The sequence below is a fragment of the Thiofilum sp. genome, from assembly GCF_016711335.1.
In the GTDB taxonomy this organism is placed as follows: domain Bacteria; phylum Pseudomonadota; class Gammaproteobacteria; order Thiotrichales; family Thiotrichaceae; genus Thiofilum.
This window is the reverse complement of sequence record NZ_JADJTF010000001.1, coordinates 1,368,650-1,385,861: the sequence shown is the minus strand read 5'-3', so window position 1 is coordinate 1,385,861 and position 17,212 is coordinate 1,368,650. Positions and strand designations below refer to the sequence as shown.

The following is a 17,212-nucleotide window of genomic DNA, read 5'->3' as shown; positions in this document are numbered from 1 at the left end:
ATTAGGCTACCTTCGCAGCTTGTACTTGTAATTGGTCAACATGCATTGCGGCACGCGAAATGGCTTCATCACCACAAAACTCTTTCACGACCGTATTGCGTGTACCACGCTTAGCTTTATAAAGCGCCCGTTCTACGGCATTAATAAGTGCCGCTGGGTAAACCATATCGGTAGGGCGTTGCGGCTCATTGGCTCGCATAGGCGTGGGATAACAAAAGGATACGCCAATACTCACTGTGATATAGCGTTCAAATTGCTCACCCGCGTGACTAATTTGTAACTCTTCAATAGCAGTACGCATACGCTCGGCTAATAAAGTCGCATCGTCAATATGAGTACTCGGCAACAAGATAGCAAACTCATCGCTCCCATAGCGCACGACTACATCCGAGGTACGTTTAGCCACTTTACGTAACTCTTGAGCAATCGTTTTTAAACATTGATCCCCTGCTTCATGCCCTTGCATCTCATTGAATAGGCGAAAATGATCAATATCGAGCATTAATAGCGCTATGGCATCACCAGAACGTGCAGCCCGTTGCCATTCAACTTTGAGCGCTTGTTCAAAATAACGTCGATTAGGAATCGCAGTAGTAGCATCTTTATTGGTTTGCTCTAGCAAATTTTGTTGTAAATCACCTAAACGAATTAATATCTTTTCCAGCACTTGGGCTAAAGCTAGCGTGGTAATTCCCATCATCACGACTACAACCGCTAAAGCACTTTGCCCTAGCTCCCCCACAATCGATAAATTTAGCACGATAGGCAATAACAGGGCTGCTACCTGTATATAGCGATAAGTACGCACCACCATAAACAACGGCAGACTCACTAACGTGACTAGCGCGAGAATCACCACATGAATAGCCTGCACACTAATCAAGGTGGAAAATAGTACCAATCCAGTCACACCCCATAAGGTGCTAATCAAAGTGGTGTACATAATATGCCGATTGAGTAAGGTATCCATTTGATAATTGGCATAATTATAGGAAGGCTTAAACTCTAGATCTAACATCCAGCGCATGGCATTCGCGGCTAAAATCGCCACAAACCAAATGCCTATCAGCAATATATATTCAATATGGGCTACTAAAACTACGGTCGCAAACAAGGTGGCGGCTAATAAGTTACTCCATAAATATACAGACCCATATTGATTTAAAAAGCTGATCTGCTCATGGACTTGATGTACCGTGACGGGGTAAGGCTCAGGTGAGGCTAATCGTTTCATATTATTCTTATTCAGTTGGGGGTTATGGCGCACCGAAAAACTCTGAACTGACACAGGCTAACTCTTAACATCAATAAACTAAGATTTTCTGAGTATAGTGCATACCTCTAAGCCTGCTCGGTGTGTGGTTATTGTTATGATTAGTGAGCAAACTATTGCATTAGCTGGCCGCGCAAGTCTAGTGAAAACCGATATAACGCCACGCCTAAGGAAGACTAGCCCCTATATTCAACTGCGCTTCAGTTTTTATACTTGTAATAGCCCAGTAGGGAAGATTTACTCTATCTTGTTACAAAACTTTATTTCATGAGCTAAAGGAGCTAAAGGAGCTAAAGGAGCTAAACCTATTATTAGTGAAGTGAAGGCTTTACACTAGATGGTTGCAAACGCATCAATCCACTCATCTGTTTAAGGAGAAAGCCACATGCCGAAGTTTCCTCAAAAAGGACTAGCCTAATCTTCACTAATCATTATGCAAATCCTATAGACAATGGCATAAGATCAGTTTTATTAGTTAGTCCGCACAAGGTTTTTCTACTAATAGGGTTAAATGTGACGGTAGCGGTTATGCAGTTGGTTGTAAACAAGGTTTAACTCGTAATCCTCCAGTTTTGGTTCTCATTGCCCTAAGTCTCAGCCTACCCCTCCTACAAAGGGCGTTAACGACTACCGAACATTCACGATCAAATCATAATTATCCAACAACTGCTTTTTATAAATCCGAGCGACAACGTAGGAAAACACAGCACAATTGAGGAAAGAGTAGAAAATGTCTTTAAAAATTAACGGCCTAAATCCACTGGTGAAATACCCTCAGGATCTGACTTGAAACTATTATATTCCGGCGACCATAAGTCATAATCGCGCAACAAACTTAAAGTTAATTGCCCTTCTGCAACAATCTGTTTTTCAATCAAGTTAACGCCCGTTAGTGAATTAAAGAATGAATCCAATTGCATTAGTAATGCAGTTTCATTTTCTTTCATGAATTTCCGGGCTTCAGAATCACTGACAGCTACTATGATTGATGCGTTATAGACTTCCGATTCTGGCAATTCAGCATGTCTAGGTGATAACCTGAGATAAACGCCAGTAACGTTTTTATCATCATATTTATCAAAAAGCTTGCTACGTTTGCTTTTATTTAGTCTGCGATCAAAATTATCAGGAAATGTGGCTTGAGTCGTGCGCCGTTGAATCCACTTAAGAAATACTCGCTTTGTTTTCTCACCAAAAGTAATGTTTACTAAAGGTAAAAGAGTTAGCAATGATTTTCGGCAGATAACTCCAAATGAACCAGCATTGACTTCAAAATATCGCTCTGTGTCTCCAATGCCAAGATTAAAGTGAAGAGTGCGACTATTCTTCGATAAAATGTTGTTAGGATTTATGCTATCAATAGGGCTTGCAATAACATAACTAAGCAATGGTTCTTTTTCAAAAGAGCCATTAATAACCGCACAATCGTAAAGCGTAACAATTAACAAGCAGCCGTTTGTGCTTTTCAGTATGTTCTTGTGATATTCATGAATGTCAGGAATCTTTTGAAGAGCTTCCTGAGCATCAATACAAGTCCCCTGTTTCCATCCGGCTGCAAGCAGTTTAGAACGAACCTCATCTTCTTCAGACACTAATAAACAGTTCCTCTTTTGAGGACTCATTCGAGAAGTCTTTAGTTGCTTCACGAAGTTTAGCCCGTTTGTACATACCATCAAACTCAAGCCAGTAGTTGTCGTATAGTGCTTTTAACTGGGTCAAGTCCAAGGCATCCTTGGTTATTTCCTGTGCCAAGTCTTTATGGCCTAATGAACCAAATACCAACTTACTCAAGAATCTTGAATGTCCATCATCCATGTAAGCTGCAAAATCCTCAAGAGTTTGGACGCGATCAACAGTCGCGGAGCGTACTTCTACAGACAGGTTAGACTTCCAATCATAGATAGACTTTCGCTGTACATTAAGAACGGCTGAAAGTTGACTTTTATTAAAGCCAAACCTAGTCATGATACTTTCAACCCTGTCATAGAAGCTTTCAGCTCCACCTGCGTTTTCAACATGGATAGCCTGCGACGTAGGAATTTTCCTAATTTCTGATGCTTTCGTAGGTGTGTCGTATCTAGCCTCTAGTTGAATATCAGAACGTACATACCCTAAAAGAAGATTTCTCCCCTTTCTCGAATTTCTTATGCCAGACATTTCCTTGGTTAATGGTGGGCTTAGATTAGTTTTTGCAGTACCAGTAGCAGCGTTAGCTGGAGGTGCAACGAAACACATTCCTGCAATCACCATTCCTGCAAATTTAACCACAACTTTAGTAACATTAGGAGGCAATACGTATCCCATGACTAACTCCTGCGTTGAATTTCAGCCTCTGTTAAAACGCTTCCAAAAGCAATCTTTATCAATGAATGAAGCTCTGAAAAACAATTTCTAATGCCTTCGATATTAAATTCAATATAATCATGAGACATCGTATTGCTATCTATATCAATAGAGGCAAAAACATTATTTACAGGCTCAAGTGCAAGCCTCATCTTCTGAGCGACAGGCAATAAATCATTCGGAACCTCATGTCCTTGTATTTTTAAAGAGGTTCTAAGAATGCACCAGCCAGGATCAGCTTGGTATATATTTACCATATCAGAACCAGCCATAGCATTAAACTCCACAATTTTGGGCTGAAGAAAACCATTCACTACTGAATCATCAAAGCCAGTTTCAGTGTTAATATCTATTCGGTTAATATAACGCAAACCAATATTTGAAGTATGTGTAATGCTAGCCTTCTGCTCTAACTGACTTATTATTCCTAACACCTTCTTTAATAAATCATCAAAAGATATATATTTTTTTGTAAAAATAGCAAGACTGGTTGTATTTATCTTAATTAACCAAGAAGAATCTGAACTGGTAAATGTTACAGATGGTTCTTCAGTATGTTTTATTTCTTGATGAAATTGATCTTCTTGCTCATTAAAAAGAACTTGGATATTCTTGTCTTTACCTTTTTCTATACCCGGATATTCTTTACGAATTACACTATGTAGCTGTAGAACAGCATCTTCAAAATCTTTTGAAGGTAGTGGGGCAAATTTTATAAAAGCAAAAACCAACACTAACGGTGGCTTGCTTAACCGTTCTACTGGAATATGTGTTTTCATGGTTGCGTGGACTCCTTCTGTCGTTCCTATTATCCAATTATACACCAAATTACACAACTATATTATTGGAGAGTAAGGAAATATTTTTAATACCTCAACAACCAATAGATTAATGGTTAACTTATCAGCCATGTACAACATGTAGTAATTTTTTTATTTTAAAATACTATATACAGTGCTCCATGATAAAATAAAACTGCTTAAGACCTAGAAGTCCTCAATGCTTAAGTGTCTATTTCATAGCCTAGACTACTACAGATGCAAAAAATGAATACAAGCATGTCTTAGTTTTTGCCAACGATAAAATCGCTCCTGTATACATTCCAAGCACTTTATAGTAAATTATGACCTTCTAAGAACAAGTCCCTTTTACCTTGTTAGCCCATAGTTAAAGCTTGCACACGAAATTGTAAGTATGTGCTAACAAGCACAGGAGAGATGCCAGAACAATTCATTAAAAGCTTTGTAAAAACGATGGGTATTGTATCCCAACTATCTAGCCTTGTGGTGTAGCAAGGTAAAACCAAACAAAAGATAGCTAGCTTGATAATAGGAAGCGAGAAAAGGATCGGTTATCGTGCCGATGTGCTATCCCTCCCCTGTCTGAAGCATGGGATTTCTCGCGCAAGATTGATGATTGAAACCATATTAGAAGTCGAAAACATTCGTTGTGGCGGGTGTGTTAATACCATTACTCGTAAGCTCATGAGTGATGAACGAATTAAAGCGGTAAAGGTCGATATTGAAGCTCAAACCATTACGCTCGATAGTGAAGTAGATGTTAAAGACAGCGCCCAAACACTGTTATTCAGTCTAGGCTATCCGGTGCGTGGTAGTGTCCACGGGCTTGAGTCATTGAAAGAAAAAGCTCGTTCGGTGGTAAGTTGCGCCATTGGTCGCATGGATCATGTCAAAACTTAGCCCCTAATGAGGTAAGATCATCCGTTAAGGAATTAGGTATATGAAATATGCACTCCTATTAGCACTAGGTTTAATGAGCTTTGGATCGCTTAGCTATGCTGAGAATACCGATGCGTCCACTTCTCCTAGCGAATCTGCTGAGGTCAATAGTGAAGATCCGGCTCAAGCGCTACAAGATTTATGTAAAAGCTATATTCAAGACGGCACTATTACTGAAAGCGAGTATAGTAATTGCCTCTCCAGTATGACCGATCTCACCGAGTCTATGCCGGAACCTTTACCTTTTGCGGATACCGACACCACAGCCTCCGACACTGCCACCTCCGAAACAGAGCCTGCGACTCCCACAGACTCCGAAACCTTGGTGAATGACGAGATTGTGGAAAAACCTGATCCCAAAGCCGAACAACTGAATATTAATTAACTCCTACTGATAACTACATGGCTCTACTTAACCTGCGTAATATCCTGTTAGAAAACGGTGATAATCGTCTTTTTGACCATATTGATCTCCAAATTGAAGCAGGCGAGCGTCTGTGTTTAGTAGGGCGGAATGGGACAGGCAAATCCACTTTGATGAAACTACTCTGTCGGGAAGTATTACCCGATGATGGTGAGTTTATTGTAGCGGGCAATGTACGGATTGCTCGCCTACAACAGGATGTGCCAGAAGGCAGTGAGATTAGCGTGTTTGATTTAGTCGCCGAAGGCTTAGGCGAAGCGGCGGTATTACTCCAGCGCTATCATACCCTGAGTCATCAGATAGCCACTGACTCCAACCCTGACCTACTCCACGAACTACATGAAGTGCAGCAGCAGATCGATGACCTCAATGGTTGGCAGCTTAATCAGCGGGTTGAAACCGTGATTTCACGCCTTGATTTAGATGCAGAGGCTTTTTTTAGTGCTTTGTCGGGCGGCTGGAAACGTCGGGCGTTACTCGCTCGCGCTTTGGTAGCCGAACCGGATTTATTATTACTAGATGAACCTACTAACCATTTAGATATTCCGGCTATTGAATGGCTAGAAAGCTATCTATTGAATTTTAAAGGCACGCTGCTATTTGTTAGCCATGATCGCTCTTTTGTGCATAAATTGGCGACGCGTATTATTGAATTAGATCGCGGTCAATTAACGAGTTGGATGGGAGACTTTCAAAAATACCAAGTGAGTAAACAAGCCGCACTAGACGCAGAAGCCACGCAAAATGCCTTATTTGATAAAAAACTGGCTCAAGAAGAAGTGTGGATTCGCCAAGGCATTAAAGCACGACGCACCCGCAATGAAGGTCGAGTACGCCGTTTAGAAGCCTTACGCTTAGAATATGCTGCACGGCGCACTGTACAAGGCAAAACTAAAGCCCAAATTGAGCAAGCCTCTAAATCCGGTAAATTAGTCGCCGAAATTAATAACCTCAGTTATCAGCTTGATAATAGTGACTATTTAATTAGAGACTTTAGCACCACTATTTTACGTAACGACAAGATTGGCATTATTGGTCCAAATGGAGTGGGTAAAACCACGTTAATTAAACTCATCCTCGGTCAGTTACAACCGACTGCTGGTAAAGTTACCTTAGGCACTAAAATTGAATTAGCCTATTTCGATCAATATCGTGACCAGTTTGATGAAGAAGCTAATCTACGCGATAACTTAATTAAAGATGCTGATTTTGTTGAGGTGAACGGTCAACGCAAGCATGTGATCAGCTATCTACAGGATTTTCTATTCACACCGCTACAAATCCAAAAACCCGTCAAAGTATTGTCTGGGGGTGAGCGTAATCGTTTACTGCTGGCGCGTTTATTTGCTAAGCCTTCTAATTTATTAGTAATGGATGAGCCTACCAATGACCTTGATGCGGAAACCTTAGAATTATTGGAAGAGTTATTGATTGATTATCAAGGCACGATTTTACTCATTAGCCATGATCGTAGTTTCCTCAATCAGGTGGTGACACGCTCCTTAGTCTTTGAAGGCAGCGCTCATATTGGCGAATATGCGGGGGGCTATGATGATTGGTTAATGCAGCGTCCTAGTCCAACGCTTGAAGCTCCCATAGAGAAAAAAACGCCTGCAAAGGAAAATACCACTACACCCTCACCTGCGACACCTATTGCTACCAAAGCTAAAAAACTCAGCTATAAAGATCAGCGTGAGCTAGATTTGTTACCGCAAAAAATTGAGCAACTTGAGAGCGCTATGGCTGAGTTACAAACTAAAATGAGTGCGTCCGATTTCTATCAGCAAGGTGCTGAGAGCATGGCACACAGCCAAGCACAATATGAGCGTTTAGCAGCCGAACTCGAAGCAGCTTTTGCCCGTTGGGAAGCATTAGAAAGCGCTTAACATGAGTCCCTACTTATTCCCAAAGGGAGAGTCTGAGGCCCTATGCAGGAAAAGACGTAGATTAGCACATGCTAATGCTTTAATATTGGCACGCATTCAAAATCTAAAGTTCTCACAGGACTCATTGTATGCACACATCTCACCAAGCACATCATCCTATCCTGCATTTCTTCTTGCCTTTTCTTACTTGGTTTAGACTGATTAATAAAAATACTATCAAAGCAGATTTAATCGCTGGGCTAACAGGGGCGGTTATTGTACTTCCACAAGGGGTTGCCTTTGCGACTATTGCAGGTTTGCCTCCAGAATATGGTTTATATACGGCTATGGTCACGCCGATTGTGGCTGCTCTTTTTGGCTCCTCACTGCATTTAGTATCCGGTCCTACCACCGCTATTTCGATAGTCGTGTTTTCGACAGTGAGTAATTTTGCTGAACCTACTACCCCCGAATTTATTGAGGCCGCTTTAACGATTACCTTCTTAGCGGGCGTATATCAATTAGTCTTTGCTTTGGCTCGATTAGGGGTATTAGTTAATTTTGTTTCGCATACGGTCGTGATAGGCTTTACGGCGGGGGCAGCGATTTTAATTGCCACTAGCCAAATTAAAAATGTGCTAGGGATTAAAATACCTTCAGGTGATACTTTTATTCACACATGGTATTTAATAGTTACTCAAATTACTGAGACGAATAAGACTGTATTATTAATTGCGGTGATTACTATACTGGCTAGCCTTACACTTAAACGCTATTTACCTAAGCTACCGCATATGCTCATTGCTATGATTGTGGGTAGTGTTGTTGCTTATTTGATTGCAACTCCTAGCAGTAATGTTAAATTGATTGGCACAATTAATGGTTCCTTGCCTCCCTTTTCATGGCCCGATTTTTCCTTAAGCACGTTAAAACAATTGGCTCCACAAGCCTTTGCGATTGCTTTATTAGGTTTAATTGAAGCCGTTTCCATCAGTCGCGCTATTGCCACCAAATCACACCAACGTATTGATAGTAATCAGGAGTTTTTTGGGCAGGGCATGTCTAATATTATCGGTAGCTTCTTTTCTAGTTATGCTGGATCAGGTTCGTTTACACGCTCTGGGGTAAATTATAGTGTCGGAGCACAAACCCCCTTATCCGCTATTTTTGCTGCTATTTTCCTAGCTATTATTGTATTGCAGATTGGCCCTCTAATTGCTTATTTACCGATAGCAGCTATGGGGGGAGTCATTTTAATAGTTGCATATAATTTGATTGATATTGAGCAAATCAAGAAAATTCTTACCACCAGTAAAACCGAAACTGCTATTTTATTAACAACGTTTTTTGCCACCTTATTTTTAGAATTAGAGTTTGCCATTTATATGGGGGTGTTGTTGTCGCTGATTATGTTCTTAGCACGTACCTCTATGCCAGATGTTATTAGCATGGCTCCAGACTTTGATCCCGAAACCAATAAAAAGACCTTGGTTAAAAATGCAGACCTGAATCATTTAGAGGAATGCCCTCAGTTAAAAATTATTCGTATTGATATGTCTATTTACTTTGGCTCAGCTAATCATATTCAAAACCAATTACACAAAATCAGCAGCCGTGGACATAAGCATATTTTAATACTAGGCAGTAGTATTAATTTTATTGACCTAACAGGAGCAGAAATGCTAGAGCATGAATCCGACCGCCTGAAAGATGAAGACGGAGGATTATACTTTGCTGAAATCAAATCAAAAGTGTGTGAGTTTATCCGTAAGGGTCATTTTATGGATCACATTGGGCATGAATACTTTTTCGAGGAGAAGAAGCAAGCGATTCATAAAATCACCACGATTGCACTGGATCACTCCATTTGCCATACCTGTACTAAACGGGTCTTTCATGAGTGTGATGCGGCTCCACTCTTAGCGGAACAGCCGCTTCAGTTTGTGAAATCTATTGGAGCTTAATCGCTACCGTCATCAGCAGTGGCGCGTTTAGCTCGCCTTTAGGAGCTAAACGGTCACGCTCTAAGGTGACCTGTACCGTATCACCTACATTAAAGCCCGCTAAGATTCTTAATAAATCACTCATAGTACGAATGGGGGTCTGATTCAGTTTTACTAAACGATCCCCCTTCATCAAACCTGAGCGCTCCGCTGCTCCATTACTAGCCAATTTGATCACCTGTAAACCACGCGGATCCATTTCAAACCACGCACCTAGTTTACCGGTGGGAGGTAAATTATGCGGCTGCGGACTTAACACCCAATAATCATATTGCCCCATCGGCGTATCCCCCACCGTATTAGTCATAACGGTAGCTAATTGTTGCGCGGGAATGGTACGCGCTATATCACTCGGAATACCCATACGATCACTAATGTGCCCTGTTCCAGCAAACACCATCAGGCGATAACGTGGATTAGCCTGCAAAAACTCCACCGCATTAGCTGCCATCGTTTCATCCCAGATACGCTGCACTAAAGCAAAGTTTTCAAAGCGACCTTCGCTGGCCCCATGTGCACCATGACTGGTAAATACTTTACGTAAGCGTTGGAGATAGGAGCCTTCCGGTGGGTTAATATGCTTGGGTAATTGTGCACGCTCTGCCTCACTTAGTGCTTCTAATCCTCCTTGTGCTACCTTTTGCGTCAACTCTACGGGAGCATTCAACGCTAACACAGGAATGCGATGCTCTTTAGCGAACACTAAAATAGGGCGTAACATACGATAATCATAACGCCAACGCTCATAGTAACCGCTGCGTTTGAGCATTTCAGCCTCGTCAATTCGCCCCGCTAAATAGGCATCTAGTACTGGCTGAAAAGGCTGCTGAAACCACTCTACCCCAATACCAATATTGGGATCTTGTGCATGCAAAGCCTTCAGTAGCGCTAATTGATTCAGGTGATGATCATAGCGATCATGAATTTCTCCGACTAAGATCACACGCTTACTGAGTAGACGTTGAATTAATTCATTAAAGGCGATGGTTTGTTTGCCCATTAAGGCATTGGGCTGATAAGTTCGTAAAAACTGCATCACATCAGCAGGAGAGCGATGGTTTAAAGTAGCCGCAGAAACAGGCACTAATCCTAGGCTCGCACTCATGATGACTAATACAATCAGAGAGTTGAGTTTGCTGATAGGGGCAATAAATAAACCTAGAATAAATTTGTACATGATTAGAAACGGTCTCGTGTTAAGCCAACAATATGTTACCAACGAGGGTAAAGTAGTCCATGAGTACTCTGACGAATTCGCTAGCGCAAGCGTTCAGCACTTATTATCCACTCATACTCAAATGGCTAGTAGTACTCTTAAGCTGTCTGGTGGGCTACAACGCGCTAGCGGCAAATACGCCTGCCTCACCTTTAGTATTACAACATGAATTAGTGGTGCTACCTGATTTAACGCAAGGTCACTTAACTATTCGCGATACCATAACGCTGCCTGATACTTTGGGAGCAGTGCTTAAGGTTAACCTCAATCCAAACCTAGTTATTACCCATAGCTCTCAAGCATTAGTAGCCCTCACCCGTGAGGCTAATAAGGCAGTTTATCAGTTTACGCTGACTGAGCACTCTAAGCCTTTAGTCGTAGAATACCAAGGTAAATTAAACTCCACCCCTGATTGCAATTGGCTGCAAGAATCCTGTCTGATGCTTAATAGCCAAGGTTTATATCTTGATCCTGCTAGTGAGTGGTATCTGAGTAATAGCGAGGTATTGCACACCTTTAAAATGACGGTGCAATTACCTAAAGACTGGTTAAGCCTAAGCCAAGGTATAAATCAAGCAAATACTTGGCAAGAATTACATCCACAGACTGGTATTTACTTAATAGCCGCTCCCTTTAAGCACTATCACAAAACTCACGCAAACATTGAATATAGTGTTTATCTTAAACAAGCAGACCCTGCACTAGCCGAGCGCTATTTAGACGCTAGCATTAAGCATTTAACCACTTTAGAAACACTCTTAGGTCAGTATCCTTATACTAAATTTGCGGTGGTGGAGAGCTTTTGGGAAACGGGTTGGGGTATGCCCTCGTTTACTCTCCTAGGTTCAAGAGTATTGCGCTTACCTTTTATCTTGGATACGTCTTTACCCCATGAAATTGCGCATAACTGGTGGGGGAATAGTGTTTATATCGACAGTCGCTATGGTAATTGGGCAGAGGGCTTAACCGCCTATGTAGCCGATCATGCTCAAAGTGCTCTCAAGGGTGAGGATGTTAATTATCGGCGCAATCAATTAATTAAGCTCAGCACTTATCTAAAAGATCACCCTAACCAAACCCTTAATACCTTTACTAGCCGCCACGATAATACGAGTCAAGCACTCGGCTATAGTAAAAGCACCCTGCTATTTCATATGCTCAATAAAACGTTGGGTGAGGCGACCTTTCTTAAGGCTCTACAAACTTTTTATCAGCGTTATGCATTCAAAAGTGCTAATTTTAAACAATTAGAACAAGTGTTTAGCGAAGTAGGACAACGAGATTTAAGCACTTTCTTCCAACAGTGGCGCGATCAAAGTGCGATACCTCAACTAGAATGGGTGGAAGCTAAGCTGCTCTCCCCTCAGCAAGTAGCCTTAACCGTTAGGCAAACTAATCCAGACTTTAAAGGCTATATCACCTTGCCTGTGGTCATTAATAGCCAAAGCACACACCCAGAGGAGTCAAGCATTACCCTGAGTGCTGCTGAACAACGCTTTGTTTTAGCCACTCAATACCCCGCACAAACTATAGCCCTAGATCCTTATTTTGATAGTTTACGGCTCCCTTTAGCAGAAGAAATACCGCCCACTTTGGATTATTTTAATAGCGCTAATACAGGTAAAAAAACCATTCTCATTGCACACCAAGCTCGCCCCGAAATGCTACAAGCATGGCAACAAGTAGCGCAACAATTGCAAAGCCAACATCCCGATTGGAAAATTCAACTGGATAACCAACCTTTGCCTGACGGTGATGTGATCATACTAGGGGGTGAAAGTGATGCACTACCGCGCTTAGTGGAGCAAACACAAAGCTATGCACAGCTTAATCAAGCGAATGACTTATTAGGACGAGAAAACTACCTGTGCGGTCTACATACCCTAGCACTAACCCTACGCCTAAAGGATCGCTATGTATTAGCCTTAAGTGCTGATCACGTCGTAGGGTTAACTAGATTAATGGCGAAACTACCGCATTACGGCTCTTATAGTTATGCGCTGTTTAATAGTACGGATGGAGCTAATATCGCTAAAGGACAATGGGAGGTATTGGACTCACCGCTGATGAAGGTATTGCAACCTTAAAATCGGCTCTAATCGTTCGGATCTAACCTACTATAAAGAGCATCTATGCCACTAAGCGCTGTAGAATTAACACCTTGATATAAAGCGCTTAAACTGTGTCAAACTGAGCCTAGGCTGAATCACTCCTCTAGCCTAGCTACACTTGACTCACAGGATTTGGATGCTTCCCCATGAATTATTTGCTTTATGCTGGGGCTATTGCCCTTATGTGTTTAAATACGAGCAGTATAGCTGAAATCGATACCCTCCCCTTGCCCGCTAAAGCCAGCCAGCAAGAAATGGATATAGCCTATGATATGACCCAAGGCACTGACGATTTGACAGCGGCAAAAACTTATAATCAAGCTCAATCAGGTCATGGATCGCTCAGTATTCAACTCAATCCTGAATTGAAATTTGCTCAATTTAATCTAGTGCTCCCTAGTAAAGAGCTTACTACCTTTAATTCCGAGCAATTAAAAGCGCAAGCGAATGGGCTATCATTATGGTCAAATTTATTTAAATTCCATCCTAGTAATAGTTGTAAGCTACAACAGTATGAGGTTAAACAGTTAATGCCACCGCAAATTAGCTCAACTCACCTTTTAGCGGAAACGTCCATTAACTGGTTAATGAATTGCCCAGATCTAAAAAATACTACCTCTATCGACGTAGGATTATTTACAGTCCTAGCCCCTAAACTGCATACTATACGTGTTGATTGGTTGACCCCTAGTAGTATGGGTATACAAAAAAATACTTTACCTATCAGCATAAAACCCTATCAAACTGAGTTTAAATAAATCTATAAAGATGAAATACTTACTCTTAGCTTTCATCCCCCATTAAGCTCAGTATTGGTAATTATCTAAGTCTAAACAACTCTAACTAGCCTTAAGCTGTGGCATGACTACTATGTTAAAATCCTTACCTCTGCAACAGGTTTTCCTATTTTATTTAAAACAAATCATCATCTTAGGCTCTATTGCTTTTGGTATGTGGTTGTTTGAAAGCTGGATGCGGACAGGTGAGTGGTGGCAAGGAGACTGGCATGCGCTATGGATTTTGACCGTTATTTTTGCGGCTATTCAATTAATTGTTATTACCACGCCTCTATTAGTACTCTTTAAAAAATTAAAACGCCTGCCCTTGTTTTATACAGCAGGTTTAGTTTCAGGTCCTATTGGGGTGGCTTTATTTTTATGGTTTTTTACCTATCAACCTTTTGATCTCTATGGCTATCTTATTTGGCCACAAAGTGAACATATTATTGGTGCGTCTTTAGGTTTAGGTTTTGCTCATAATTTAAGGCGCTTTATGCTTAGCAAACAGATGCATACTTATGCCATTGACTAGCCCTCTTGAGCAAGAGGGCTATTGTCAGTGATGCTTATAATGGCTTTACCAAAGGACGAATTTGCTCCATACCTTGAAACAAACGTTCTCTTAAGCTAGCTTCATTCACCTGCTCACTGACCCTTAACATACTCGGCTCATCTTCAATAATAAAATAACTAGCAGCAATATGCGCCGCTAAAGCTTCGCGCTTTTCAACTGTTATTGAAGGTAATTCTTGCTCAGCTAATTGTAATAATTGTTGTGCTCCTAAACGCTGATTAAATAAATATTGCTCATTAGCTAAACGCATTAATAAGGGAATACGCTGCTCTGGATCAGGAATATTAACTACTTGCCCTAGAAGTTGTTTAAAAGCGGTTGTTTCATTAAGACTGATAGGAGAGGTTTTAGCTTCTGTCGTTTGTACCACCGCTAATGCACCCTGTAATAATAAACGTTGTTCATCCCGTGGAGGCAGAGGTTGCAGAACTACTTGTAATTTTTCACTAATACTTTGCGCATTGACTAGATCAGGTCTTGTTAATAAGGCATAAGTATACATAGCAGCCTGTTCATAACTATCCGTTAGGGTATCGATAAAGACTTTGCCCATACCCCACTGATTACCACTAAGTAATTGATCTAAGTAATCTTTATCTACTAAATGCTGAGCGGTAGAGCGCTTGAAACGCGGATCAGCTAAACCTAATTCCTCCAGCTTCATCAGTATTTCAAACCCACGCCCATTATGCGTTTTTAATAACGGTGTGTTAGCTATATTAAGCGTGGTCGCCTCAACCACTGTTGGAGTCGTCGCATTAAATTGAGGGACAGTACTATTTAATGTACTAGAAGCATTGACTCCATTGCTGACCCCAGCACTATTGAGCGTAGGTGAATGAGTTAAGGCTTCTGGATTGGCAATCGTAATAGCCGGTGCATCGGGTAATAAACCATTATCTAATAAAGCAATCGCTTGATCCGTCATAGAAATTTTTGCATTACTATTACCCTGTAAGAGTGCGGGATTAATAGTGAAGGTTTTATTAGTATCACTTGCCTGCTCACTATCCGCTACTACCGTATCCTCAGTCGGAGGATTCAAATATAAATACCCCCAATAAGTACCACCCCCCACTGCCATAACCCCTACGATCATTGCTACCCAAATAGGCCATTGTTTTTTTTCTTTAACACCTAACTGCTTGAGAGCGGTGCGCCGTAATTTAACACGCTCTTGATATTCGGCTTTGGCTAGGGACTCACGGACTTTTTGTGCCTGCTCTTGTGCTAAGCGTCTACGCTCATCCTCCATCACCATTTTGAGACGTGAATTACTGCTATAACGCTGACCAATTACCCCACACACATCACACATATCAAGGCGATCTTTCACCGAAGGCTGTTCGTGACCACAAGCGGGACAACGATACACCTTAGGTGTGTCATCTTCTATTTCTAATTCAACAATTTGAATAGTGGGACGTATTTCAGTAGTGACTAGCGCTTTGCCAAATTCTTTTTGAAAATGTTCGGCGACTTCAAGGCTGACCCCTTCTAAAGCAGTATTAGAATTTTGTTCAAAAATTAATGCTTCGGATAATTTGAACTCTAGTTGAGCACTTTTTTTACCCAAAATCGTCATTAATTGTTGCACTAAATCCGCGACTTTTAGTTCTGAGGTATGACCTGTAACGACCAAATCATAGAGCTGCGCTGGTAGTTGAGACATAATCAGCCTAGTTAAATTATTATTATTAATAGCAATATGCTGAGACTCTGATTAACCCGTAGAATTACTGACTGGATTAACACCATTTTCATTAGGATAATTATTAACCTTTTTGGTTATCATCCTATGTTATGTAGTTGAAATTATAAAGGGCTGCTGAACTTTGGCAATGTCTAACCTACAATCGGTCAATGATGAGAGTGATCACAGGTTTTTTTAGGTTCGGGCACTAGATCTACCCCGCCCTCACTCCACGGATGACAGCGCCCAATGCGTTTAAGCCCCAACCAACTCCCCTTAAGTGCACCATGCTTTTCAATCGCTTCCATGGTGTAGTGCGAGCAGGTGGGGTAAAAACGGCAATTATTGCCCATTAAAGGACTAAGCACTAATTGATACCCCCGAATAATAGCCATCAGTACCCGTTTCATGAGTGATAGAGCTTACTAGGGTCAATCATAGGCTCGCTATCAATAATGACTTGCTCGCCTTCCACTTTATGATAAAAACACGAACGCCGTCCGGTATGACAAGCTGGTCCGGTTTGATCTACCACGACTAAAATCGTATCGGCATCGCAATCAAAGCGCAGTTCTTTTAAAAGTTGGACTTGCCCTGACTCTTCACCTTTGCGCCAAAATTTTTGCCGCGAACGTGACCAATAACAAACCCGACCTGTGTTTAAAGTTTCTTCAATACTCGCCCGATTCATCCACGCCATCATCAATACTTCATGCGTATCGTATTGTTGGGCAATGGCAGGGATTAGACCCTCTTGATTGTATTTTAAGGTATCTAGGCTTTGACTCAGTGCACTCATTAAATCACTTGTCCGGCAGTTTTACGGGTATAACCTTTAGCAGCCAGTTTATCTAAATACTGTTGCCAATAGGTGGCGTGATTTTTACCCAAATCATAGAGTAAATTCCAGTCGTAAAGCCCACTGTCGTGATTGTCATCGAATACTAATTTCACCGCATACATGCCGACTGGCTCGATAGCCGTGATATTCACATTCTCTTTGCCAATTTGTAGACGCTCTTGCCCAGGGCCATGACCACGTACCTCAGCAGAGGGCGAATATACCCGTAGATACTCACAGCTCAAGGTATGCTCTTCACCCGTTGGCCAAGTGAGTACCAGTTCGCGGGACAGTTGATTCAAGGTAATATCGGTCGGAGTCATGGTCTACCTCATAGACTACAAAGTACTC

At 41.4% G+C, this 17,212-nt stretch carries 16 protein-coding genes; 7 read left to right on the top strand and 9 right to left on the bottom strand.

The window, feature by feature from the left end:
- Position 1 precedes the first annotated feature (1 nt).
- From IPL34_RS06525 to IPL34_RS06510, 4 genes are all read right to left on the bottom strand, one after another.
- The gene (locus IPL34_RS06525; protein WP_296839434.1) at positions 2 to 1,288 is read right to left on the bottom strand and encodes a diguanylate cyclase; all 1,287 of its coding nucleotides are present in this window, start codon (positions 1,286 to 1,288) and stop codon (positions 2 to 4) included.
- A 728-nt stretch (positions 1,289 to 2,016) separates the two neighbouring features.
- On the bottom strand, positions 2,017 to 2,865 hold the full coding sequence (locus tag IPL34_RS06520; RefSeq protein ID WP_296839431.1) for a hypothetical protein: 849 nt from the start codon (positions 2,863 to 2,865) through the stop codon (positions 2,017 to 2,019).
- Positions 2,858 to 3,577 carry a hypothetical protein gene (locus IPL34_RS06515; protein ID WP_296839428.1) on the bottom strand — a complete coding sequence of 240 codons (720 nt, stop codon included), beginning with the start codon at positions 3,575 to 3,577 and terminating at the stop codon, positions 2,858 to 2,860. The genes IPL34_RS06520 and IPL34_RS06515 overlap by 8 nt, the downstream gene beginning before the upstream one ends.
- Before the next feature lie 2 nt (positions 3,578 to 3,579).
- Complete coding sequence (locus IPL34_RS06510; protein WP_296839425.1) at positions 3,580 to 4,395, bottom strand: TIGR04255 family protein; 816 nt, start codon at positions 4,393 to 4,395, stop codon at positions 3,580 to 3,582.
- Between the two features lie 633 nt (positions 4,396 to 5,028).
- Here IPL34_RS06510 and IPL34_RS06505 point away from each other — a divergent pair.
- The 4 genes from IPL34_RS06505 to IPL34_RS06490 all read left to right on the top strand — a co-directional run bounded on the left by IPL34_RS06505 (position 5,029) and on the right by IPL34_RS06490 (position 9,608).
- Positions 5,029 to 5,316 (top strand): cation transporter, encoded by a 288-nt coding sequence (locus IPL34_RS06505; RefSeq protein WP_296839422.1) that lies wholly within the window; start codon positions 5,029 to 5,031, stop codon positions 5,314 to 5,316.
- Between the two features lie 40 nt (positions 5,317 to 5,356).
- The gene (locus IPL34_RS06500) at positions 5,357 to 5,740 is read left to right on the top strand and encodes a hypothetical protein (RefSeq protein ID WP_296839419.1); all 384 of its coding nucleotides are present in this window, start codon (positions 5,357 to 5,359) and stop codon (positions 5,738 to 5,740) included.
- A 17-nt stretch (positions 5,741 to 5,757) separates the two neighbouring features.
- On the top strand, positions 5,758 to 7,665 hold the full coding sequence (locus IPL34_RS06495) for an ATP-binding cassette domain-containing protein (RefSeq protein ID WP_296839416.1): 1,908 nt from the start codon (positions 5,758 to 5,760) through the stop codon (positions 7,663 to 7,665).
- A 128-nt stretch (positions 7,666 to 7,793) separates the two neighbouring features.
- Positions 7,794 to 9,608, top strand: a complete 1,815-nt coding sequence (locus tag IPL34_RS06490; protein ID WP_296839413.1) for a SulP family inorganic anion transporter — start codon at positions 7,794 to 7,796, stop codon at positions 9,606 to 9,608.
- Here the strand turns inward: IPL34_RS06490 and IPL34_RS06485 are convergent.
- Entirely contained in the window at positions 9,595 to 10,824 is a 1,230-nt protein-coding gene (locus IPL34_RS06485) for a ChaN family lipoprotein (protein ID WP_296839410.1), read from the bottom strand. The two genes, IPL34_RS06490 and IPL34_RS06485, sit on opposite strands and share 14 nt — an antisense overlap.
- A 59-nt stretch (positions 10,825 to 10,883) precedes the next feature.
- Between IPL34_RS06485 and IPL34_RS06480 the strand changes: the two genes are divergently transcribed.
- From IPL34_RS06480 to IPL34_RS06470, 3 genes are all read left to right on the top strand, one after another.
- Positions 10,884 to 12,950, top strand: a complete 2,067-nt coding sequence (locus IPL34_RS06480; protein ID WP_296839406.1) for a M1 family aminopeptidase — start codon at positions 10,884 to 10,886, stop codon at positions 12,948 to 12,950.
- Positions 12,951 to 13,120: 170 nt separating this feature from the next.
- Positions 13,121 to 13,732 (top strand): hypothetical protein, encoded by a 612-nt coding sequence (locus IPL34_RS06475; protein ID WP_296839404.1) that lies wholly within the window; start codon positions 13,121 to 13,123, stop codon positions 13,730 to 13,732.
- 103 nt (positions 13,733 to 13,835) lie between these two features.
- Entirely contained in the window at positions 13,836 to 14,285 is a 450-nt protein-coding gene (locus IPL34_RS06470) for a hypothetical protein (RefSeq protein ID WP_296839402.1), read from the top strand.
- Positions 14,286 to 14,319: 34 nt separating this feature from the next.
- Here IPL34_RS06470 and IPL34_RS06465 read toward each other — a convergent pair whose 3' ends face one another.
- The 4 genes from IPL34_RS06465 to IPL34_RS06450 all read right to left on the bottom strand — a co-directional run bounded on the left by IPL34_RS06465 (position 14,320) and on the right by IPL34_RS06450 (position 17,184).
- Positions 14,320 to 15,999 (bottom strand): hypothetical protein, encoded by a 1,680-nt coding sequence (locus IPL34_RS06465; protein WP_296839398.1) that lies wholly within the window; start codon positions 15,997 to 15,999, stop codon positions 14,320 to 14,322.
- Positions 16,000 to 16,187: 188 nt separating this feature from the next.
- The gene (gene yidD / locus IPL34_RS06460; RefSeq protein WP_296839395.1) at positions 16,188 to 16,430 is read right to left on the bottom strand and encodes a membrane protein insertion efficiency factor YidD; all 243 of its coding nucleotides are present in this window, start codon (positions 16,428 to 16,430) and stop codon (positions 16,188 to 16,190) included.
- On the bottom strand, positions 16,427 to 16,819 hold the full coding sequence (gene hisI, locus IPL34_RS06455) for a phosphoribosyl-AMP cyclohydrolase (RefSeq protein WP_296839391.1): 393 nt from the start codon (positions 16,817 to 16,819) through the stop codon (positions 16,427 to 16,429). The genes yidD and hisI overlap by 4 nt, the downstream gene beginning before the upstream one ends.
- Complete coding sequence (locus IPL34_RS06450) at positions 16,819 to 17,184, bottom strand: DUF971 domain-containing protein (protein WP_296839388.1); 366 nt, start codon at positions 17,182 to 17,184, stop codon at positions 16,819 to 16,821. Before IPL34_RS06450 ends, hisI begins: the two co-directional genes overlap by 1 nt.
- Positions 17,185 to 17,212 lie beyond the last annotated feature (28 nt).